This window comes from Mesorhizobium sp. M8A.F.Ca.ET.181.01.1.1 (genome assembly GCF_004792025.1).
In the GTDB taxonomy this organism is placed as follows: Bacteria; Pseudomonadota; Alphaproteobacteria; order Rhizobiales; family Rhizobiaceae; genus Mesorhizobium.
In genome coordinates, this window is sequence record NZ_SRTV01000003.1 from 590,959 (window position 1) to 610,366 (window position 19,408).

Genomic DNA, 19,408 nt, shown 5'->3' on the forward strand with positions numbered 1-19,408 from the left:
GCCGCCGCATGATGACAGCCGTCTACCGCTGGTTCGAGACCTGGGTCTATCCGTTCAGGGAGCCGGCGCATCTTCGGCCACCGGCCAGCGTCGCCGGCTTCCTCTGGCACTATGTCGGCCAGGCGAAGTTCGCCTTCTTCGCCATGCTGGTCGTCGGCGGCATCGCGCCGCTGGTCGAGGCCGGGCTGTTCTATTTCGTCGGGCGGCTGGTCGATATTCTCGATCAATTGCCCGGCGAGCGGAGCTGGCATGCATTATGGACCGCCGCCGGCCCCGAACTGATGTTCATGGTCGCAGTGGTGCTGGTCCTCCGCACAATGGTCGTGGCCCTCTCGGCGCTGGTCGACGAGCAGACGATCACGCCCGGCTTCTACAATCTGGTGCGCTGGCAGGCGCACCGGCACGTCTCGCGCCAGTCCTACGCCTTCTTCCAGAACGACTTCGCCGGCCGGATCGCGACGAAAGTCTGGCAGGCGGGGCAGGCGACCGGCGACCTGATGGAAAGCTTCATCGAGGTCGTCTGGTTCATGATCGTCTATACGGTGACGACGCTGGCACTGGTCGCAGGACTCGATCTCAGGCTGGCGGCATTGGTGGTGATCTGGATCACCGCTTTCGGCTTTCTGGCCAGGCGCTATCTGCCGGCAATCCGCAAGCACGCCGAAGCGACGGCCGAGGCGGGCTCGATGATCAATGGCCGCATCGTCGATTCCTACTCCAACGTGCAGACGCTGAAACTTTTCGCGGCGGACGGCGACGACCGCTACATCAGGAACGGCTTCGACATCTATCTCGACGCATTGCGCCCCTTCACCCGCCGGTTGACCGGCGTGCGCATGGCGCTGACGACGCTGTCGGGCATCATGATCACGGCGATCGGCTGCTTTGCCGTCTATCTCTGGGTCGAGGGCTCGATCACCGTCGGCGCCGTCGCCTTCACGCTGTCGCTGGTGCTGCGCCTCAACATGCTGCTCGGCCGGCTGATGATGCAGATGAACAGTATCTTGCGAAACCTCGGCGTGCTGGAGAACTCCAAGGCGCTGATCTCGCAGCCGCTGGGACTGACCGACGCACTGGACGCGAAAGAGCTGGTCGTCACGGGCGGACGCATCGACGTGAAGAATGTCGAGTTCCATTACGGCAAGGGGTTTGGCGTGCTCAACGGCGTCGACCTTGTCGTCAAGCCGGGCGAGAAGGTCGGGCTGGTCGGGCCATCGGGCGCCGGCAAGACGACGTTGGCCAACCTGATCCTGCGCCTCTACGACCTCGAAAGCGGCCGGATCACCATCGACGGCCAGGACGTCTCCGGTGTGACGCAGAATTCGCTGCGCGCCAATATCGGCGTCGTCAGCCAGGACACCGCCCTGTTCCATCGCTCGCTGCGCGACAACATCAAGCTCGGCATGCCCGATGCGACCGACGCGGAGGTGATCGCGGCGGCCAAGAAGGCCGAGGCCCACGAATTCATCCTGAGCTTGCGCGACAACAGGGATCGCCAGGGCTACGAAGCCTTTGTCGGCGAACGCGGCGTCAAGCTGTCGGGCGGCCAGCGCCAGCGCGTGGCGATCGCCCGCGTCTTCCTCAAGGACGCGCCGATCCTGATCCTCGACGAGGCGACGTCGGCGCTCGATTCCGACATCGAGGCGGCGATCCAGGAGAATCTGACGCGGCTGATGGAGAACAAGACCGTGATCGCCATCGCGCACCGGCTGTCGACGATCGCGGCACTTGATCGCCTGGTGGTGCTCGACGGCGGCCGCATCGTCGAGCAAGGGACGCATGACGAACTGGTGGCGCGCGACGGGCTCTATGCCCGGCTGTGGAAGCGCCAGTCCGGCGGCTTCCTCTATCACGAGGAAAGCGTGCTCGAAGAGACGCGGCCGGCGGAGTAGGCGCATGGCTGGATCGCCAGAGGTCAGTCCGGAGATCGGCCGAGAGGTTGGCCCGGAGATCGACTATGCGCTCAAGCGTTTGCGACCAACCGTGGCGGCCTTCGACGCGTTGAAGGACGAGAGCCGGCTGGAAGGCTACTGGATGCTGGTGCGCCTGGGCGATGGCTGGGCAAGCGGCCGCAACAAGTTCCTGAAGCGAGGGGAGGGACTGTTTGGGATATGGCATGGCCGGGAACTCGCCGGCGTGTGCGGGCTGAACATCGATCCCTATTTCGAGGGCAGGGACCAGGGCCGGGTCCGGCACCTGTTCGTCAGCGCACGCCACCGCCGCAACGGCCTCGGCCGCATGCTGGTCGAGACCGTGATCGATCGGGCCGGCCAATATTTCTCCGTGTTGAACACCCGCGCGCCGCCGGAAGCCTTCGGTTTTTATGAACGGCTTGGCTTTCAGCGCGTGGAAGGCGAAGAATTCGTCACCCACCGCATAGTGTTCGGGAAAGGGAACTGAAATGTCCTTGCGTCCGCCATCTCATCTTGCCGGCGCGTCGGCCGCCGAAGCGGCCTTCGACGCGCTTGGTCATGAGATCCTCGCCGAGAAGGCGGCCGCACTTGGCCGCGCCGGTCAAAAGGTCGAGGAAACGCTGGCCCGGCTGACCAGCAATGCCGACGAGGACATGCGTCCCTTGCTTCTCAAGGAGGCCGCCATGGCCGTTCACGGCTATTTCATCCAGCGCGAATTGTGCGGCCTTCGCAAGCATGACGCCGTCATCCGCGAATACAACATCCCCAAAGCCGTGCTGGTCAGGCTTGGCGCCATGTAGAGTTGGAACCTGCCGCGCTGATTTCCCTGTGGAAGCGCGCCAGGCGGGCGGCAAGCGCTTCGGGATTTTCATCGGCAACGAAGTGTCCGCTGTCGGCTATGATGTCGCCCTCGACATTTGAGAGCCCGGCCGCGCGCAGGCCATCGACATAGTCGCCGATGTCGCCGGACTCGGCCGCACCCCTCAGATACAGCACCGGAACCGCAATCGGCTTCGCGGGCCGCGCGGCATTGGCCTTGGCATCCTCGGGAAAGGCACGATACCAGTCGAACCCCGCCTGGAGGCTTTCCGGCCGGGAATAGGCCTTGGCGTAGATTTCCCTGGCGTCGTCAGGGATCGAGGCTCGATCCTTCGAAAGCACATTGAAGAAGAAGTCGAAATAAGCGCTCTGATGGCCGCTGACCAGCGTTTCCGGCAAGGCTGGAATAGCGTGAAAGGCGAAATGCCAGATTTGCGGATTGCGAATGACCTTCTCCCACGGAGCGACGCCCGGAATGACGACATCCATGATCGCCGCGCCGGAAAGAATCTCAGGATGGTCGCTCAACAAGGCAAATACGATCTGGCCGCCGACATCGTGGCCGGCGGCCACGAGCTGGCGCAGCCCGCAAGTCTCTGCGACGCCTCTCATCAGCCTCGCCAAGGTTCTCTTGTCACCAGCCTCGGCTACGCCTTGCGAGCCGCCGATGCAGGGCAGGTCAGGGGCGACGACCCGGTAGTCGGCCGCCAACCGGCCGATCACCCGCTCGAAGGCGTAGGAGCTTTGCGGCCATCCGTGCAGCAGAAGGAAAGCCGGCGCACCAGCGGGGCCTGCCTCGCGGGTCGCAATGCTCAGCCCTTCGATTTCGATGGTCGAGGTTTGCATATCCTGGCTCTGGCGACTCTCTGGTTGGCGCCTATGCCGTAGATCTAGGCGCCAACCGGGAAGCCGCCAGGGCTATGCAGGAATTACTCCAGCCATTCCGTGATGAAGCTACCGTTTTCGTGGATGTCGGTCGTTTCCAGCGGACCTGGACCGAGATTGGTGAATTTGTGCGGCGTGTGCGGCGGCACGATAACGATCTGCCCCGCCGAGGCCTCGATCTCCTGGTCGCCGACCGTGAACAGGCCGGTTCCCTCGCGAATGATAAAGATCTCCGCATAGGGATGAGCGTGCAGCCGCGGGCCGCCCCCGACATCGGGCAAGTAATTGAAGATCAGGCAGGAGTTGGAGCCGTAGACGCCGCCTTGCAGTTCGCCCTTCCAGTGGTTGGAACGAACAGACCATTCCTCGCGATCGATGACATGCACCATGGTAGGGAAAATAGATCACTCGGGCAGCCTATGTCGAGGCAAACAACGATGCCGGATTTCCGGTTGTTTCCCGGTTGTTTAGCCGCCTTTTGCGGCCATTCGCCGCCTTGCCGCGCGACAGCGGATTTTGTCCCCGCGACAATCTGCCCTTGTGCCTTGACCCGTCTGGACAAAAACGGGCTTCACGCATAAACCGAAGTCCAAATGCCGGAGGAATTCGCTAGCCTGTTCGCCATGCGCTGTCGGGTTGGCGTGATTGAGCGGGGAACAAGGCTCAGCCACCGGCGCGGAAGAGGCGAAAGGATCAGGCACCCGTGAGCGCAACCGACATCCACGATCCCAACCGTCGAGATTTTCTCTACGTCGCCACCGGCATGGCCGCTGTGGTCGGCGCCGGTGCCGTCGCCTGGCCGTTCATCGACCAGATGCGCCCCGACGCCTCGACGCTGGCGCTCGCTTCGGTCGAGGTCGATGTCTCCTCGCTGACGCCCGGCAGCTCGCTGATCGTCAAGTGGCGCGGCAAGCCGGTCGTGGTACGCAACCGCACCGAGAAGGAAATGAAGGACGGCGAGGCCGTCAGCCTCTCCGATCTCAAGGATCCGATCGCCCGCAACGCCAATTTGCCGTCCGATGCGCCGGCGACCGACGCCAACCGCACCACGCCCGGCAAGGAAGCCTGGATGGTTATGGTTCAGGTCTGCACCCATCTGGGCTGCATTCCGCTCGGCCAGGAAGGCGATTTCGGCGGCTGGTTCTGCCCGTGCCATGGCTCGCAATACGACACTGCCGGCCGCATCCGCAAAGGCCCGGCACCTGAGAACATGGCGATTCCGGTATTCAAGTTCATTTCCGATACCAAACTCCTTATCGGTTGAGGCAGGGGATATTTCGATGAGCGAGGGACACTCGACCTATACGCCGAAGACCGGTATCGAACGCTGGTTCGACGCCCGCATGCCGCTGCCCAGGATGGTCTATGACAGCTTCATCGCCTATCCGGTGCCGCGCAACCTGAACTATATGTGGACCTTCGGCGGCATACTGGCGATCATGCTGGTGGCGCAGATCCTGACCGGCATCGTCCTGGCCATGCACTATACGGCCGACACCAATCTCGCCTTCGGTTCGGTCGAGAAGATCATGCGCGACGTGAATTCCGGATGGCTTCTGCGTTACATGCACGCCAACGGCGCCTCGTTCTTCTTCATCGCCGTCTACCTGCACATCTTCCGCGGTCTCTACTACGGCTCCTACAAGGCGCCGCGCGAACTGCTGTGGATCCTGGGTTGCATCATCTACCTCCTGATGATGGCGACCGGCTTCATGGGCTATGTGCTGCCATGGGGGCAGATGAGCTTCTGGGGCGCCACCGTCATCACCGGCTTCTTCAGCGCCATCCCGCTGGTCGGCGACTGGATCCAGCAACTGCTGCTCGGCGGCTTCGCCGTCGACAATCCGACGCTCAACCGCTTCTTCGCGCTGCATTACCTGCTGCCGTTCATGATTGCCGGCGTCGTCGTGCTGCACGTCTGGGCGCTGCATGTCGTCGGCCAGTCGAACCCGACTGGCATCGAGGTCAAGTCGAAGACCGATACCGTCGCCTTCACGCCCTACGCGACCATCAAGGACGCGTTCGGCATGATCGTGTTCCTGTTCGTCTTCGCCTACTTCGTCTTCTACCTGCCGAACTATCTCGGCCATCCGGACAACTACACGGTCGCCAACCCGCTGAAGACGCCGGCCCATATCGTTCCGGAATGGTACTTCCTGCCGTTCTACGCGATCCTGCGCGCCATCACCTTCAACATCGGCCCGATCAATTCCAAGCTCGGCGGCGTGCTGTGTATGTTCGGCGCCATCGTCATGCTGTTCCTGGTGCCGTGGCTCGACACTTCCAAGGTGCGCTCGGCGGTCTACCGGCCCTGGTACAAGCTGTTCTTCTGGCTGTTCGTGGCCGATGCCATCCTGCTGGGCTGGCTGGGCTCGCAGCCGGCGGAAGGTAGCTATGTGTTCATGGCGCAGATGGCGACGCTGTTCTACTTCGCCTTCTTCCTGGTCGCGCTGCCCGTGCTCGGCTTGATCGAGACTCCGCGCAGGCTGCCGAACTCGATCACCGAGGCGGTGCTCGAAAAGAACAAGGGTGGCGGCGGACATCCGGCGGGCGCCACGGCAGCACCCGAGACCAAGGGCTGAGCGGTAGAGAATCTAAGGGGATTTGGCATGAAGAAGATTCTCACCTCGCTGGCGCTGGTCGGCCTTGTGGCCGCCGGCACTGGGGTTGCAGGCACTTGGGCGTTCGCGGCCGAAGAAGCGCACAACGCGGCGGCACCCACGCATTTCCCGATCAACGAGCCGAAGGAAATGAGCTGGAGCTTCACCGGCCCGTTCGGCACCTATGACAAGGCGCAGCTGCAGCGCGGCCTGAAGGTCTACAAGGAAGTCTGCTCGGCCTGTCATTCGATGAACCTGGTGGCGTTCCGCACGCTGTCGGACCTCGGCTATAGCGACGCGCAGATCAAGACGCTGTCAGCAGAATACACCATCCACGACGGCCCCAACGATGCCGGTGACATGTTCGACCGTCCCGGCAAGCCGTCCGACCATTTCCCGGCGCCCTTCGCCAATGAGGAAGCCGCCGCTGCGTCCAATGGCGGCGCGGCGCCGCCCGACATGTCGCTGCTGGCCAAGGCGCGCGGCGTCGAGCGCGGCTTCCCGCAGTTCGTCTTCGACATCTTCACCCAGTATGATGCGGGTGGTCCTGACTACATCCATTCGCTGCTGACAGGCTACGACGAGACGCCGCCCGCCGGCATGGTCATCCCGGAAGGCACCCACTACAATCCGTACTTCATGTCCGGCGTGTCGCTGAAGATGCCCAAGCCGCTCTCCGACGGCCAGGTGACCTATGACGACGGCTCGCCGCAGACCATCGACCAGTATTCCCGCGACGTGGCTGCCTTCCTGACCTGGGCGGCCGAGCCGCACATGGAAGACCGCAAGAAGATGGGCTTCCGCGTGCTGGTGTTCCTGCTTCTGTTTGGCGCCCTGGTCTACCTGACCAAGCGTAAGGTATGGGAAGCCGTCGCTCACTAAGCGATGCCATAGTCTGGAATTCAAAAGGGGCGCCGCGAGGTGCCCTTTTCTGCTTTTGGGGTGGATAGCTCAGGCCACGCGTCGGCGGTGTCACATGGCCGTCATCGCACATCGCGATCCTGCGGTGCTCTCATCAAAGGATCACGCCCATGAAAAGATACGCATCGCTTGCGGCAGGCCTGCTGCTGCTCGTCGTTGGTTCCGCGGCCCGCGCCGAAGACGCGAAACCCTTCATTACCAACAAGGATGTCGACCTGACGATGATCCTGCCGCCGCCTCCGGCCAATGATTCGGCCGAGACCAAGGCCGAGCTTGGCGAGGTGCTGACCATGCAAGTCACGCGCACACCCGAAATGGAAGCCCGCGCCATCGCCGATGCCGAGGAAAACGTCTGGCGTTTCGCCGATGTCATGGGGCCGGATTTCAACAAGGACAAGCTGCCGAAATTCAGCGCCTTCTTCGATCGCGTGGTGGAGACCGAAGGCGCCGTCGTCGATCCGGCCAAGGACGTCTGGAAGCGTCCGCGTCCGCACCAGCTCAGCGATCTCGTCAAGCCGGTGGTCAAGCTCTCGAGCTCCGGTTCCTGGCCGTCCGGCCATGCGACCGTCGGCACGATGATGGGCATCATCCTGGCTGACATGGTTCCGGAAAAGCGGGCCCAGATCATGGCGCGCGCGGCCGAGTTCGCCCACAACCGCATCGTCGGCGGCATCCATTATCCGTCCGACGTCGAGATGGGCAAGATTTCCGGCAGCGTCATCGCCGCGGTCCTGCTCAACCGCGAGGATTTCAAGGCCGAGTACGAAGTGGCCAGGGCGGAGCTTCGTTCCGACCTCGGCATGTAGGACTGGCCGGTAGCCATCTTTCCGAGCGGGGCGCCTTCGGGCGCCCCTTTTCGTGTCGGCCGCGGCCTGCGCCCACTGCAAGGAAATCGCCTCGCGTTTGCCGCCATATCCTTTGCCGGACGTGCTTGTGTCGACCGTCACATCGCGCTAGCCGTTGTCGGCCGCGCCGGGCTACGATCGGCCCCGCGCCGTTTCGCTTCTGTCAGCTGGATCACCCGGAGCCGCTTCATGAAATCCTCTCTCGAAGACACGCTGCTGGCGTCGATCCGAACCATCCCGGACTATCCCAGGCCCGGCATCCTGTTTCGCGACATCACCACGCTGCTCGGCAACGCACGCGCCTTCCGCCGCGCCATCGACGAGCTGGTGCATCCCTATGCCGGGCAGAAGATCGACAAGATCGCCGGTATCGAGGCGCGCGGCTTCATCCTCGGCGGCGCCGTCGCCCACCAGCTCTCGGCCGGCTTCGTGCCGATCCGCAAGAAGGGCAAGCTGCCTTACGAGACCGTGCGCGTCGCCTACAGCCTGGAATACGGGCTGGATGAGATGGAGATGCACAAGGACGGCGTCGCGCCCGGCGAGAAGGTCATCCTGGTCGACGACCTGATCGCCACCGGCGGCACGGCGGAAGCGGCGGTCAAGCTGCTGCGCCAGATCGGCGCCGACATCCTCGCCGCCTGCTTCGTCATCGACCTGCCGGATCTGGGCGGACGCGCCAAGCTCGAAGCGCTCGGCGTGCCGGTGAGGACGCTGATCGGGTTCGAGGGGCATTGAGCATTTTTCCCTTCTCCCCTTGTGGGAGAAGGGAAAGACACCTCATTCCACCTTCACCAGCACGGCGCTCTCGAATTCCAGCACCTTGGCGCCGGTCGAATCGGAGGCCTCGCAGAGCAGCGCCAGCAACCGCCAGCCGGGACGGGACGCTATGGGGCGGTGGGAAAGCGCCGTGCGTGCGAAGGTGATGGTTTGCCCGGCATGGACGGGCTTTAGCCATTTCAGGTTCTTGAATCCGGGCGAGGGGCCGAATTCGGGCACCGGGCCGTCCCAGCCTTCGGCGTCCAGGCGGGTTTCCAGATTAAGCTTCATCCAGGTGGCCGCGGTGTGCCAGCCGGAGGCGCAGAGCCCGCCAAGCACGCTCTTCCTCGCCGCCTCCTCGTCGATATGGAAGATCTGAGGGTCGTATTTGCGGGCGAACGCCTTGATCGCCTCGGGCTCGAATGTGTGCGAGCCCAGCGTCACCGTGGTGCCGATGCGGAAGAATTCGTCCAATGTCATGACAGGCTCCCAGCGGCATCGCGCGTCAGGAACATGATGGAGTTCTCGAGCTCGAAGACACTTTCGCCGCGCTGGTTGACCAGTTCGCTGCGCATGGTCACGAAGCCGAGTTGCGGCTTCGATTTCGACAGGCGCCTGGCGAGAACCACCAGGTTGCCCCGCAGCGTATCGCCGGCGAGCACCGGCTTCTTCCATTTGACCTGATCGACGCCGGGCGCGCCCTGGCAGGTGGAATCCAGCAGGAAGGCATCGCACAGCATGCGCATGAACATGGCGCAGGTGTGCCAGCCCGAGGCCGAGAGGCCACCGAGGATGCTGGCCTTGCCGGCCTCCTCGTCGAGATGCATCGGCTGAGCGTCGAACTCGCTGGCGAACTCGATGATCTCGGCCGCGCTTACTTTTTTCGCGCCGAGGTCGAACGAGGCCCCCTCGACGAAGTCCTCATACGCCCATGTCTTTCCGGTCATGGTCAGCAAATCCGGTTGTAGAATGCGCGATCCCTTTGGATCGGAAAACCCGGATGCAGGCCGCGGGCGGTTTGGTCAAGCCCTTTCTGGTGAGCCAGGCCCAGGCAGCGGGTGTTCAGAGCCAGCCGCGGCGGCGGAAATACCAGAAAGGCAGGATCGCCGACAGCACCATCATGGCAATGGCGAAGGGATAGCCGAACTCCCACTTCAGCTCGGGAATGACATCGAAATTCATGCCGTAGATCGAGGCGACGAGTGTCGGCGGCAGGAAGATGACGGCGGCGACGGAGAAGATCTTGATGATGGCGTTCTGCTCGATCGAGATCATGCCGAGCGTGGCGTCGAGCAGGAAGGAGATCTTCTGCGACAGGAAGGTGGCGTGGTCGGCAAGCGACAGCACGTCGCGCGACAGGGTCTTGATGCGGGCGCGGACGTCCTTGCTCATCTTGGTCAGAGTCGCGACATGGGCGAGGAAACCCGCCAGCCGCTGCAGCGAGATCAGGCTGTCGCGGATGGAGGAGGCGATGTCCTCCTTGCGGCCGATGGCCTTCAGCAGTTCCTGGAAGTCGCGGTTGCGCTTCGACACCTTGGTCGAGCGCGCCTCGAAGATGTCGCGCGAAATCACTTCGACATCGCGGCCGGCGCGCTCGAGGATGTCGGCGAGGCGGTCGACGATCGCCTCCAGCAGGCCGATCAGGATGGTGTCGCCGCTGCTGCAGCCGGTCGCCACCTTCTCGGCGCGCAGCGGGAAGGTCTTGAACGCCTTCGGTTCGTGATAGCGTACGGTGATCAGCCTGGCGCCGGCGAGCACGAAGGTGACCGGCGACATCAGGGGATCGTCGACCTCGGTCTGCGCGGGCAAGGTGGCGGTCATGAAGTAGGCGCCGTCCTCGATATAGAGGCGGCTTGAAATCTCGATCTCCTCCATCTCCTCGCGGGTCGGGATGGCGATGCCGAGCCAGCTTTCGATGGTGGCCTCTTCCTCCTTGGTCGGATTGACGAGATCGGCCCAGACGACCTTGTCGCCATTGACCAGCAGGTCGTCGGTGAGGCGCAGGCGATCATTGTCGACGACGAAGGCCTTGATCATCGCCGAATCTCCCTGCCAGAGCCGCGTTGAGGTTACGCATCGTGTCGGATTGCACGGTTTTTCGTCGCACGCCGACCGTGTGGCTGCCGCTTAGACCCGCGGCATGACAAAATCAAGACAAGCCGAGCAGGGCCGGCTGGCATCGGCCACTCAGAAAAATTCGTCGAGGAGCCGGTGGTACGAAAGCTTCGTCGGCTCTACTTCCGCCCAGACATTGTCGACTGGGCAGGAGGGTCACGTGTTGAACTTGAACAGCATGATGTCGCCGTCCTGGACGACATATTCCTTGCCTTCATCGCGCGCCTTGCCGGCTTCCTTGGCCGCCACTTCCCCGCCCAGCGTGACAAAGTCGTTGTAGGCGATGGTCTGGGCGCGGATGAAGCCGCGCTCGAAATCGGTGTGGATGACGCCAGCCGCCTGAGGGGCCTTGTCGCCCTTGTGCACGGTCCAGGCGCGCGTCTCCTTCGGCCCAACGGTAAAATAGGTGATGAGGTGCAACAGGTCGTAGCCGGCGCGGATCACCTTGTTCAGGCCGGGCTCGTCGAGGCCGAGCGAGGATAGGAATTCCATTTCCTCCTCGTCGGAAAGCTGGGCGACTTCCGCCTCGATCGCCGCCGAGATCACTACGGTGCCGGCGCCCTGCGCGGCGGCCATTTTCTCCACAGCCTTTGTGTGCTCGTTGCCGGTCGCGGCATCGGCCTCGGCGACGTTGCAGACATAGAGCACGGGATGCGAGGTGAGCAGGTTCAGCCCCTGCAGGATGCGCAAATCTTCGGCCGAAATACCCTTGAGCAGGATGCGGGTCGGCTTGCCGGCCTGCAGCAACTCGAGCGCTGCCTCCATCATCGGCAGCACGGCGGTGGCTTCCTTGTCCTTGCTGCCGGCGCGCTTGCGGAATTGCACGATGCGGCGCTCGAGGCTGTCGAGGTCGGCAAGCATCAGCTCGGTCTCGACCGTCTCGGCGTCGGCGACGGGGTCGATGCGGCCCTCGACATGGGTGATGTCGTCATCCTCGAAGCAGCGCAGCACGTGGACGATGGCGTCGACCTCGCGGATGTTGGCGAGGAACTGGTTCCCCAGCCCTTCGCCCTTAGAGGCGCCGCGCACCAGGCCGGCAATATCGACGAAGGAGATGCGGGTCGGGATGATCTCCTTCGACTTGCCGATCGCGGCGATCTTCTGCAGGCGCGGGTCCGGCACCGCCACCTCGCCGGTGTTCGGTTCGATGGTGCAGAACGGATAGTTGGCGGCCTGCGCGGCGGCCGTCCTCGTCAGCGCGTTGAAGAGCGTCGACTTGCCGACATTGGGCAAGCCAACGATGCCGCATTTGAAACCCATTTTGTCCGGTCCTATCGGGAAAAGCGAAATTTGATGAGGGCTATGGGCGATAGGGGTTGGGAACGTCAAGCCCTGTAACGCCGATGGTCCCGCGGCTCAGTCCTTGTTGCCGAACAGTTTCTTCAGCATCGCCGCCATCGGGCCGGTCTCGGGCAACTTGGCGGGCGCCTGCTGGGGGCGGGCCTGGCGGACATGGCTTTGCTGTTTCGGAGCCTGTTTTTGCGCCGGCTTTTCCGGTTCGGCGCCCGCCTTGCCCTGTACGGCAAGGGCGGCCTTGTTCATGAAGCCGGATTCGTCGCCCTTGACGATCATGGCAGCGTTGTCGGCGATCGCGTCGAGCAACGGGTCGAGCCAGTCGCGGTCGGCCTTGGCGAAATCGCCGAGCACATGATGCTGGACCATTTCCTTGACGCCGGGATGGCCGACGCCGATGCGCACGCGGCGATAGGCGTTGCCGACATGGCCATCGATCGAGCGGATGCCGTTGTGGCCGCCGGCACCGCCGCCGGTCTTGATGCGCAGCTTGCCTTCGGCAAGATCGATCTCGTCATAGAAGACGGTGAGGGCGGAAAGGTCGAGCTTGTAGAAGCGCAGCGCTTCGCCGACCGACTGGCCGGACAGGTTCATGAAGGTCTGCGGCTTGATCAGGATGATCTTTTCACCGCCGAGCGTGCCCTCGGCGATCAGGCCCTGGAACTTCTTCGACCAGGGCGAAAAGGAATGGCGGCGGGCGATAGCGTCCGCCGCCATGAAGCCGACATTGTGCCGGTTTTCAGCATATTTCGCGCCCGGATTGCCGAGGCCTGCAAAGACAAGCGCCGTCTTCCCTGGCATCGTCCGCTCCGGGCGTGAAAGAGTTACTTCTCTTCGGCGGCAGGAGCCGCTTCGGGGGCCGCAACCTCAGCCGTCTCTTCAGTCTCCGGCTTCATCGCCGCCGAACCGGCAATGGTCGCGATGGTGAAGTCGCGATCGGAGATGACCGGCTTGACGCCAGCCGGCAGCTTGACCGCCGAGATATGGATCGAATCGCCGATGTCGGCGCCGGTGAGATCGACGGTGATGAATTCCGGGATCGCATTGGCCGGGCAGTGGAACTCGACCTCGTGACGCACGATGTTGAGCACGCCGCCGCGCTTGATGCCGGGCGACTTGTCTTCATTGATGAAGTGGACAGGCACGTCGACATTGACTTCCGTGTCCTTGCCGATGCGCAGGAAATCCACATGCATCGGGAAGTCCTTGACCGGGTCGAGCTGGAAGTCCTTCGGCAGGACCTGGATCTTCTTGCCGTCGACATCGATCGTGGCGACCGTGGTCAGGAACCCGCCGCCATGGATCTTGTAGAAGATGTCCTTGTAGGTGAGCGCGATCGCCAGGGGAGGCTGCTTGTCACCGTAAATTACTGCAGGCACTTTACCGTTGCGGCGAACTGCTCGGGCGGACCCCTTACCGACCTGTTCGCGCGCTTCGGCCTTGAGCTCGTAAGTATCGTGGCTCATGGCTTTTCCTTTCGCGTGTTATGGAGCGCCTACGGTTGGCGATGTGCCAGGCCGTAAACGTCGAAAGCCGCCGGACCTCGATGTCCGAATGCCGGAAACCGCAGCGAGCGGATCTTTGTTCGGGATCACAAGGGGAAGGCAGCCTTCCGCCGCGTTGCCTCCAAGGGTGTCTACGCGGGTGGCGGCTCTATAGCGGAAGGTGGTCCCAGGTGCAAGCGGCGGCCGAAGAGCCGTCGCTACCGGTCGCCGCTCAACGCATCGCGCAGTGCCTGGACCTGCCGGTTCAGGGCGTCGAGTTCGGCCAGCGTCATGCCCGAGCGCTCGATCAGGGTCTCGTTCAGGCAATTGCACTGGACGAGCAGCTTGCGGCCGGCGGATGTCAGGTCGACCTGTACCTGGCGCTCGTCGGCCTGATTGCGCTGGCGGGTCACCACGCCAGCCTGTTCCATACGCTTGACCAGCGGCGTGACGGTGCTCGATTCCAGAGCGAGCCTGTGCGCGATCGCGCCGACCGACATGCCGTCGGCCTCGCCCAACGCGTTGAGTACGAGATATTGCGGATAGGTGATGCCCATCTCGTCCAGCATCGGCTTGTAGGTGCGGTTGATCGCCATGCTGGTGGCGTAGAGCGTGAAACAGAGCTGATTGTCCAACGGGAGAGGCACGACGCAGTCCTTTGCCGATTAAGCGCCTCAAGTATGTACCACGAGAAATGATATCGCGATATATATTTTTTGTGGACACGGGGATCAAGCTGCGTTAGCAATATTGATATCGCGATATTGTTTATCGCGACACCAAATTTAACGGAGATTGAGATGACCTCGCAGACCAAATCAGGCTCAGGCAGCGGCACGATCACCACCAAGGACGGCACGCAGATCTATTACAAGGACTGGGGAACCGGTCAGCCTATCGTCTTCCATCACGGCTGGCCGTTGAGCAGCGACGACTGGGACGCCCAGATGCTCTTCTTCCTGGCACAGGGCTACCGCGTCATCGCCCATGACCGCCGCGGCCACGGCCGCTCGACCCAAACAGATGTCGGCAACGAGATGGACACCTACGCCGCCGACGTGGCTGAACTTGCCGCGCATCTCGACCTCAAGGATGCCATCCATGTCGGCCATTCGACCGGCGGCGGCGAAGTGGCGCGCTATGTCGCCCAGTATGGAGCGGGCGGACGCGTCGCCAAGGCAGCGTTGCTCGGCGCGGTGCCGCCGATCATGCTCAAGACGCCGGCCAATCCCGGCGGCCTTCCCATCGAGGTGTTCGACGGCTTCCGCTCCGGCGTCGCCGCCAACCGCGCCCAGCTTTACGTGGACGTTCCCACTGGGCCGTTCTACGGTTTCAACCGTCCAGGCGCCGAGGTTTCGCAAGGTGTCATCGACAACTGGTACCGCCAGGGCATGATGGGCGGCACCAAGGCGCACTATGATTGCATCAAGGCCTTCTCGGAGACCGACTTCACCGAGGACCTCAAGAAGATCGACGTGCCGGTGCTGGTCATGCATGGCGATGACGACCAGATCGTTCCGATCGCCGACTCGGCGCTGTTGACCATCAAGCTGCTCAAGAAGGGCGAGCTCAAGGTCTACAAGGGTTTCCCGCACGGCATGGCCACGACCCACGCCGCAGTCATCAACGCCGACCTGCTGGCCTTCTTCAAGGCCTGAAACCTTCCCGCCTGAACGAAAAAGGCACCCGCGATATGGCGGGTGCCTTTGCCTGGACACAGCCCGGATGATTTAAGCGGCCGCTTGCGCCTTGCGAGCTTGCTTCATGTTGGGCAGGAACACCGTCAGCAGCCCCAGGAACGGCAGGTAGGAGCAGATCTGGAAGACGAAATCGATGCCCTTCATGTCGGCGACGACGCCAAGCACCGCGGCCGCGATGCCGCCGACGCCGAAGGCGAAGCCGAAGAAGATGCCGGCGATCGTGCCGACGCGGCCCGGCACCAGTTCCTGTGCGAAGACGACGATGTTGGAGAAGGCCGACGACAGGATGAGGCCGATCAGCACGGTCAGCACCATCGTCCATTCCATGTTGGCGTAGGGGAGCGCCAGCGTGAAGGGCAGCACGCCGACGATCGAGAACCAGATCATCGCCTTTTGTCCATAGCGGTCGCCGAACGGACCGCCGAGCAGGATGCCCAGCGCCGAGGAGCCGAGGAAGAGGAACAGCATGACCTGCGACATCTGCACCGAAACGCCGAACTTATGGATGGAGTAGAAGGTGTAGTAGCTGGCGAGGCTGGCGATGTAGGCGTTCTTGGTCAGCACCAGCAAGGTCAGTACCCCCAAGGCCCACATCACCTTGCGGCGCGGGAAGGGCGAGACGAAGCTTGCCGTCCTGCGATTGCCTTGCGCGGCGCGCAGGCGGCTGTACCAGCCGCCGACCTGCCACAGGATGACGATGCCGATCAGCGAGCCGACGGCGAACCAGGCAATGCTGGTCTGGCCGAAGGGCACGACGATGAAGGCGGCGAGCAACGGGCCCATGGATTGGCCGAAATTGCCGCCGACCTGGAACAGCGACTGCGCCAGGCCGAACCGGCCGCCGGAAGCGAAGCGGGCGATGCGCGAGGATTCGGGATGGAAGATCGCCGAACCGATGCCGATCAGCGAGGCGCCGATCAGCAGCAGGTAGTAGTGCCCGGCATAGGCCAGCACGACCAGGCCGATCAGCGAGGACGCCATGCCCCAGGGCAGCGAATAAGGCATCGGCCGCTTGTCGGTGACCGCGCCGATGATCGGCTGCAGTAGCGATGCCGTCACCTGGAAGGTGAAGGTCAACAGGCCGATCTGCCAGAAGTCGAGGCCGTAATTGTCTTTCAGAAGCGGATAAATGGCCGATAGCAGCGACTGCATGATGTCGTTGATGCAGTGGCACAGGCTCACCGCCAGGATGACGGTGAAGGCCGTCGCCTGGGCTGAAGCGTGACTGGCGGTCGCAGGCGGCGCGACGCTGGTGGCTGTCGTATCGGTCAAGATAGGCTCCGTAGTCTTTTTGGCGGGTTGTTCCCGCAGGCGACGTGGCGGGCGCTTCCCGCAGGCAGCCTTATAGTCCGGTTGCCAAGCGACTTCTTTCGTGGTTTGGTCCAATAGTTTCGCAAGTGGGCCATACCGAATGCCAAAAGCCAGGGAGATTTTCGGCGCCGGCCACACCGATCTCGGGCAATTGCACGGGCTGCGTTGGCAGTGGCTCGAGCAGGCGGTCGGGCCGGCGGTGGTGTTGCCGACGGAATATCCGGACGGCTACCACGTGCCGCACCACCACCACAGCCGCAGCCAGTTGCTGCATGCGCTGGTCGGCGTCGTGCTGGTAACGACGCGGCATGGGCGCTGGATGGTGCCGCCCGACCATGCGATGTGGATTCCGGCCGGTATCGAACATTCCGTCGAGATGCTGGGCGATGTGTCGATGCGCTCGGTCTATGTCATGCCGCAGGCGATCCCGGGCCTGCCGGAGGGCATGCGCGTCGTCGGCATCACCGACCTGATGCACAGCCTGATCGTGGAATCCGAGAAGCTGCCGCAAGGCGGCGAACTGGAGGGACGCGGCGGCCTGATCATGAACCTGCTCCTGCACGAGATCCCGCAATTGCCGGAGCGGCCGCTCGGCCTGCCGTTCCCGTCCGATCCCAAGCTGGCGGCGCTCTGCAGGCGTTTCGTCGCCGCACCCTCGCCGCACGCGACGATCGACGAATGGGCCGATACTGTCGGCATGAGCCGGCGCTCCTTCACGCGCGCCTTCCAGCGCCAGACCGGCCTGTCGCTGTCGACGTGGCGCCAGCAGGCCTGCCTGTTCGCGGCCTTGCCGAGGCTCGCCGATGGCGAGCCGATCACTAGGGTGGCGCTCGATCTCGGCTATGACAGCGTGCCGGCCTTCATCACTATGTTCAAGCGCATGCTCGGCTCCTCGCCGCGCGGCTATATGCGCGGCGCGCGCGATGCCGGCGAAGGCATGCGGCGAGCCCCGGCCCGGCTGGAGGCGCCGACGCCATCGGCCTTGCCTCAGGGGTAACTGGCCGCAGGGCTAACTGGCTTTCAGTCGAACAGGCTCGACACCGATTCCTCGGTCGCCGTGCGCGAGATCGCCTCGCCCATCAGGTCGGCGATCGAGATGACGCGGATGTTGGGCGCGTCGAGCACGCCTTGCGTCGGCTGGATGGAATCGGTGATCACCAGTTCCTGCAGCTTCGAGCCGCTGATGCGCGCGACCGCGCCGCCCGACAGCACGCCATGGGTGATATAGGCGGTGACGCTGGTGGCGCCGTTGGCGAGCAGCGCATCGGCGGCATTGCACAGCGTGCCGCCGGAATCGACGATATCGTCGATCAAAAGGCAATCCTTGCCGGCGACCGCGCCGATGATGTTCATGACTTCCGATTCGCCCGGACGCTCGCGGCGCTTGTCGACGATGGCGAGCTGTGCGTCGAAGCGCTTGGCCAGCGCGCGGGCGCGTACCACGCCGCCAATATCGGGCGACACCACCACGACATTGCCGAGCTGCTTGTATTTCGCCTTCACGTCGCGGGCCATGACCGGCACCGAGAACAGATTGTCGGTCGGAATGTCGAAGAAACCCTGGATCTGGCCGGCATGGAGATCCAGCGTCAAAACCCGGTCGACACCGGCGCGTGTGATCATGTTGGCGACCAGCTTGGCCGAGATCGGCGTGCGCCCGGAAGCGCGGCGGTCCTGCCTGGCATAGCCGAAATAGGGGATAACCGCCGTGATGCGCTTGGCCGAGGAGCGCATGAAGGCGTCGATCATGATGAGCAGTTCCATCAGGTGATCGTTGGTCGGGAACGAGGTCGACTGCAGGATGAAGACATCCTCGCCGCGCACATTCTCCTGGATTTCGACGAAGATTTCCTGGTCGGCGAAGCGCCTGACACTGGCCTTGCCCAGCGGGATGTTGAGATAGCGAGCGACCGCTTCGGCCAGCACCCTGTTGGAATTGCCTGCGAAGAGTTTCATGCACCGTTCCTGGTGGAGGAAGGAGAGCCCCAACAGACTCTCCTGCGCCTTTTAACCGGGCTTTTAGCGGCCCGCGCGGCTATTGCAAGCGCCGTGATCGCGAATCCGCCGGCTAAGCCTAAGAAAGCTGTTCGGCATCACCGGCTGGCAACACCTCAACTCGCCTTGCCGCTGAGAAAGGCCGTAAACTGATCGATGGTCTGGTCGGCGATCGCCTGCATGGTGGCTGGCGAGACCGACTTCCAGCTGTCGGCCGCGCTGCCGCCGGAACCGGTCGAAGGCGCCTTCATCTGGCCGTTGATGCGGTGCAGCCGGTTGCCGGAGGGGTCGTAGACGTCCCAGACATAGATGACGGTGGTGTCCTTGCCCTCCGTCATCGTCGAGAAGTAACCCTTGAGCACATGGGTCGCGGTCTGGTCCTGGCTGCCGGCCAGAGTGATGCCGCGCTGCTTGGCGCGTGTCTGCAGTTCCGCCGTCAGCGGCGTGGCGGCGTCCACCGAAGCGCCGACGATCGGCGCGATCTGCAGCCGGGTCTTCGACAGGATCGCGGCGGCCTGGGCGGAGGTGACGGGCGAGGCGGCGGGTGCGCCCGCGGTCGTGGAGGCCTGCGCGGCCGTCGATGGCGGGGGGGCGGGAACGGTCGCGGCGGCGCTGCCTTGCGTGGCGGGTGCTGGCTGTGCCGAGGCTGCCGGCGGGGTGATGGCGGAGGGTTCGAGAACGTCCTTTGCGTTGGTGCAGGCAGTCAAAGCCAATGCCACAAGCAATGACACGGTCGTCACGTGCGATCGTCTCATTTGCCTTCTAACTCCT

The 19,408-nt window shown here is 63.4% G+C and carries 22 protein-coding genes; 10 read left to right on the forward strand and 12 right to left on the reverse strand.

Annotated features, from left to right (window positions below; genetic code table 11):
* The first annotated feature begins 8 nt into the window (after window positions 1-8).
* The 3 genes from EN824_RS15540 to EN824_RS15550 are packed head-to-tail and all read left to right on the forward strand — an operon-like array spanning window position 9 to window position 2,713.
* Window positions 9-1,892: an ABC transporter ATP-binding protein gene (locus tag EN824_RS15540; RefSeq protein ID WP_127276066.1), complete on the forward strand. Its 1,884-nt coding sequence runs from the start codon at window positions 9-11 to the stop codon at window positions 1,890-1,892.
* A gap of 4 nt (window positions 1,893-1,896) precedes the next feature.
* On the forward strand, window positions 1,897-2,400 hold the full coding sequence (locus EN824_RS15545) for a GNAT family N-acetyltransferase (protein ID WP_127276065.1): 504 nt from the start codon (window positions 1,897-1,899) through the stop codon (window positions 2,398-2,400).
* A 1-nt stretch (window position 2,401) separates the two neighbouring features.
* Window positions 2,402-2,713 carry a DUF6665 family protein gene (locus EN824_RS15550; protein WP_127276064.1) on the forward strand — a complete coding sequence of 104 codons (312 nt, stop codon included), beginning with the start codon at window positions 2,402-2,404 and terminating at the stop codon, window positions 2,711-2,713.
* Here EN824_RS15550 and EN824_RS15555 read toward each other — a convergent pair.
* Together EN824_RS15555 and EN824_RS15560 are read right to left on the reverse strand one after the other, a co-directional pair.
* On the reverse strand, window positions 2,694-3,578 hold the full coding sequence (locus tag EN824_RS15555) for an alpha/beta hydrolase (RefSeq protein WP_127276063.1): 885 nt from the start codon (window positions 3,576-3,578) through the stop codon (window positions 2,694-2,696). The two genes, EN824_RS15550 and EN824_RS15555, sit on opposite strands and share 20 nt — an antisense overlap.
* An 83-nt stretch (window positions 3,579-3,661) precedes the next feature.
* Window positions 3,662-4,006 (reverse strand): cupin domain-containing protein, encoded by a 345-nt coding sequence (locus EN824_RS15560; RefSeq protein ID WP_127276062.1) that lies wholly within the window; start codon window positions 4,004-4,006, stop codon window positions 3,662-3,664.
* A gap of 314 nt (window positions 4,007-4,320) precedes the next feature.
* On the opposite strand from EN824_RS15560, the gene petA reads away from it, so the two are divergent.
* The 5 genes from petA (at window position 4,321) to EN824_RS15585 (ending at window position 8,718) form a co-directional block, all read left to right on the forward strand.
* Entirely contained in the window at window positions 4,321-4,881 is a 561-nt protein-coding gene (petA, locus tag EN824_RS15565; RefSeq protein WP_127276061.1) for a ubiquinol-cytochrome c reductase iron-sulfur subunit, read from the forward strand.
* A 16-nt stretch (window positions 4,882-4,897) separates the two neighbouring features.
* On the forward strand, window positions 4,898-6,199 hold the full coding sequence (locus EN824_RS15570) for a cytochrome b N-terminal domain-containing protein (protein ID WP_127276060.1): 1,302 nt from the start codon (window positions 4,898-4,900) through the stop codon (window positions 6,197-6,199).
* Between the two features lie 27 nt (window positions 6,200-6,226).
* Complete coding sequence (locus EN824_RS15575) at window positions 6,227-7,099, forward strand: cytochrome c1 (RefSeq protein WP_127276059.1); 873 nt, start codon at window positions 6,227-6,229, stop codon at window positions 7,097-7,099.
* A gap of 149 nt (window positions 7,100-7,248) precedes the next feature.
* Window positions 7,249-7,944 (forward strand): phosphatase PAP2 family protein, encoded by a 696-nt coding sequence (locus EN824_RS15580; protein WP_127276058.1) that lies wholly within the window; start codon window positions 7,249-7,251, stop codon window positions 7,942-7,944.
* Window positions 7,945-8,172: 228 nt separating this feature from the next.
* Window positions 8,173-8,718, forward strand: coding sequence for an adenine phosphoribosyltransferase (locus EN824_RS15585; RefSeq protein WP_027143364.1), 546 nt, complete (start codon window positions 8,173-8,175; stop codon window positions 8,716-8,718).
* Window positions 8,719-8,760: 42 nt separating this feature from the next.
* On the opposite strand, the gene EN824_RS15590 is transcribed toward EN824_RS15585, so the two are convergent.
* The 7 genes from EN824_RS15590 to EN824_RS15620 form a co-directional block, all read right to left on the reverse strand.
* Entirely contained in the window at window positions 8,761-9,219 is a 459-nt protein-coding gene (locus EN824_RS15590) for a MaoC family dehydratase (RefSeq protein WP_127276057.1), read from the reverse strand.
* Window positions 9,216-9,686, reverse strand: a complete 471-nt coding sequence (locus EN824_RS15595) for a MaoC family dehydratase (protein WP_167531307.1) — start codon at window positions 9,684-9,686, stop codon at window positions 9,216-9,218. The genes EN824_RS15590 and EN824_RS15595 overlap by 4 nt, the downstream gene beginning before the upstream one ends.
* 115 nt (window positions 9,687-9,801) lie before the next feature.
* A complete protein-coding gene (corA, locus tag EN824_RS15600) occupies window positions 9,802-10,776 on the reverse strand; it encodes a magnesium/cobalt transporter CorA (RefSeq protein ID WP_127276056.1) in 975 nt (324 codons plus the stop codon).
* Between the two features lie 234 nt (window positions 10,777-11,010).
* Window positions 11,011-12,114 (reverse strand): redox-regulated ATPase YchF, encoded by a 1,104-nt coding sequence (gene ychF, locus EN824_RS15605; RefSeq protein WP_127276055.1) that lies wholly within the window; start codon window positions 12,112-12,114, stop codon window positions 11,011-11,013.
* A 96-nt stretch (window positions 12,115-12,210) separates the two neighbouring features.
* Entirely contained in the window at window positions 12,211-12,948 is a 738-nt protein-coding gene (pth, locus tag EN824_RS15610; protein ID WP_127869760.1) for an aminoacyl-tRNA hydrolase, read from the reverse strand.
* 23 nt (window positions 12,949-12,971) lie between these two features.
* Entirely contained in the window at window positions 12,972-13,613 is a 642-nt protein-coding gene (locus EN824_RS15615; protein ID WP_135867490.1) for a 50S ribosomal protein L25/general stress protein Ctc, read from the reverse strand.
* Window positions 13,614-13,849: 236 nt separating this feature from the next.
* Complete coding sequence (locus tag EN824_RS15620) at window positions 13,850-14,278, reverse strand: MarR family transcriptional regulator (protein WP_127278808.1); 429 nt, start codon at window positions 14,276-14,278, stop codon at window positions 13,850-13,852.
* Between the two features lie 153 nt (window positions 14,279-14,431).
* On the opposite strand from EN824_RS15620, the gene EN824_RS15625 reads away from it, so the two are divergent.
* A complete protein-coding gene (locus EN824_RS15625) occupies window positions 14,432-15,289 on the forward strand; it encodes an alpha/beta hydrolase (protein ID WP_127278809.1) in 858 nt (285 codons plus the stop codon).
* A gap of 72 nt (window positions 15,290-15,361) precedes the next feature.
* Here EN824_RS15625 and EN824_RS15630 read toward each other — a convergent pair whose 3' ends face one another.
* Window positions 15,362-16,603 carry an MFS transporter gene (locus EN824_RS15630; RefSeq protein WP_167531308.1) on the reverse strand — a complete coding sequence of 414 codons (1,242 nt, stop codon included), beginning with the start codon at window positions 16,601-16,603 and terminating at the stop codon, window positions 15,362-15,364.
* A gap of 139 nt (window positions 16,604-16,742) precedes the next feature.
* Here EN824_RS15630 and EN824_RS15635 point away from each other — a divergent pair, with 139 nt between their 5' ends.
* The gene (locus EN824_RS15635) at window positions 16,743-17,639 is read left to right on the forward strand and encodes a helix-turn-helix transcriptional regulator (RefSeq protein WP_127278810.1); all 897 of its coding nucleotides are present in this window, start codon (window positions 16,743-16,745) and stop codon (window positions 17,637-17,639) included.
* 23 nt (window positions 17,640-17,662) lie between these two features.
* Here EN824_RS15635 and EN824_RS15640 read toward each other — a convergent pair whose 3' ends face one another.
* Window positions 17,663-18,598: a ribose-phosphate pyrophosphokinase gene (locus tag EN824_RS15640; RefSeq protein WP_019860650.1), complete on the reverse strand. Its 936-nt coding sequence runs from the start codon at window positions 18,596-18,598 to the stop codon at window positions 17,663-17,665.
* A gap of 155 nt (window positions 18,599-18,753) precedes the next feature.
* Window positions 18,754-19,392, reverse strand: coding sequence for a hypothetical protein (locus tag EN824_RS15645; RefSeq protein ID WP_135932461.1), 639 nt, complete (start codon window positions 19,390-19,392; stop codon window positions 18,754-18,756).
* Window positions 19,393-19,408 lie beyond the last annotated feature (16 nt).

Coding starts and splice junctions, on each gene's coding strand:
- EN824_RS15640 (WP_019860650.1), bottom strand. CDS start 18,598: ATGAAACTCTTCGCAGGCAATTCCAACAGGGTGCTGGCCGAAGCGGTC.
- EN824_RS15545 (WP_127276065.1), top strand. CDS start 1,897: ATGGCTGGATCGCCAGAGGTCAGTCCGGAGATCGGCCGAGAGGTTGGC.
- EN824_RS15585 (WP_027143364.1), top strand. CDS start 8,173: ATGAAATCCTCTCTCGAAGACACGCTGCTGGCGTCGATCCGAACCATC.
- ychF (WP_127276055.1), bottom strand. CDS start 12,114: ATGGGTTTCAAATGCGGCATCGTTGGCTTGCCCAATGTCGGCAAGTCG.
- corA (WP_127276056.1), bottom strand. CDS start 10,776: ATGATCAAGGCCTTCGTCGTCGACAATGATCGCCTGCGCCTCACCGAC.
- EN824_RS15635 (WP_127278810.1), top strand. CDS start 16,743: ATGCCAAAAGCCAGGGAGATTTTCGGCGCCGGCCACACCGATCTCGGG.
- EN824_RS15645 (WP_135932461.1), bottom strand. CDS start 19,392: ATGAGACGATCGCACGTGACGACCGTGTCATTGCTTGTGGCATTGGCT.
- EN824_RS15615 (WP_135867490.1), bottom strand. CDS start 13,613: ATGAGCCACGATACTTACGAGCTCAAGGCCGAAGCGCGCGAACAGGTC.
- pth (WP_127869760.1), bottom strand. CDS start 12,948: ATGCCAGGGAAGACGGCGCTTGTCTTTGCAGGCCTCGGCAATCCGGGC.
- EN824_RS15550 (WP_127276064.1), top strand. CDS start 2,402: ATGTCCTTGCGTCCGCCATCTCATCTTGCCGGCGCGTCGGCCGCCGAA.
- EN824_RS15555 (WP_127276063.1), bottom strand. CDS start 3,578: ATGCAAACCTCGACCATCGAAATCGAAGGGCTGAGCATTGCGACCCGC.
- EN824_RS15580 (WP_127276058.1), top strand. CDS start 7,249: ATGAAAAGATACGCATCGCTTGCGGCAGGCCTGCTGCTGCTCGTCGTT.
- EN824_RS15540 (WP_127276066.1), top strand. CDS start 9: ATGATGACAGCCGTCTACCGCTGGTTCGAGACCTGGGTCTATCCGTTC.
- EN824_RS15575 (WP_127276059.1), top strand. CDS start 6,227: ATGAAGAAGATTCTCACCTCGCTGGCGCTGGTCGGCCTTGTGGCCGCC.
- EN824_RS15590 (WP_127276057.1), bottom strand. CDS start 9,219: ATGACATTGGACGAATTCTTCCGCATCGGCACCACGGTGACGCTGGGC.
- EN824_RS15560 (WP_127276062.1), bottom strand. CDS start 4,006: ATGGTGCATGTCATCGATCGCGAGGAATGGTCTGTTCGTTCCAACCAC.
- EN824_RS15570 (WP_127276060.1), top strand. CDS start 4,898: ATGAGCGAGGGACACTCGACCTATACGCCGAAGACCGGTATCGAACGC.
- EN824_RS15625 (WP_127278809.1), top strand. CDS start 14,432: ATGACCTCGCAGACCAAATCAGGCTCAGGCAGCGGCACGATCACCACC.
- EN824_RS15595 (WP_167531307.1), bottom strand. CDS start 9,686: ATGACCGGAAAGACATGGGCGTATGAGGACTTCGTCGAGGGGGCCTCG.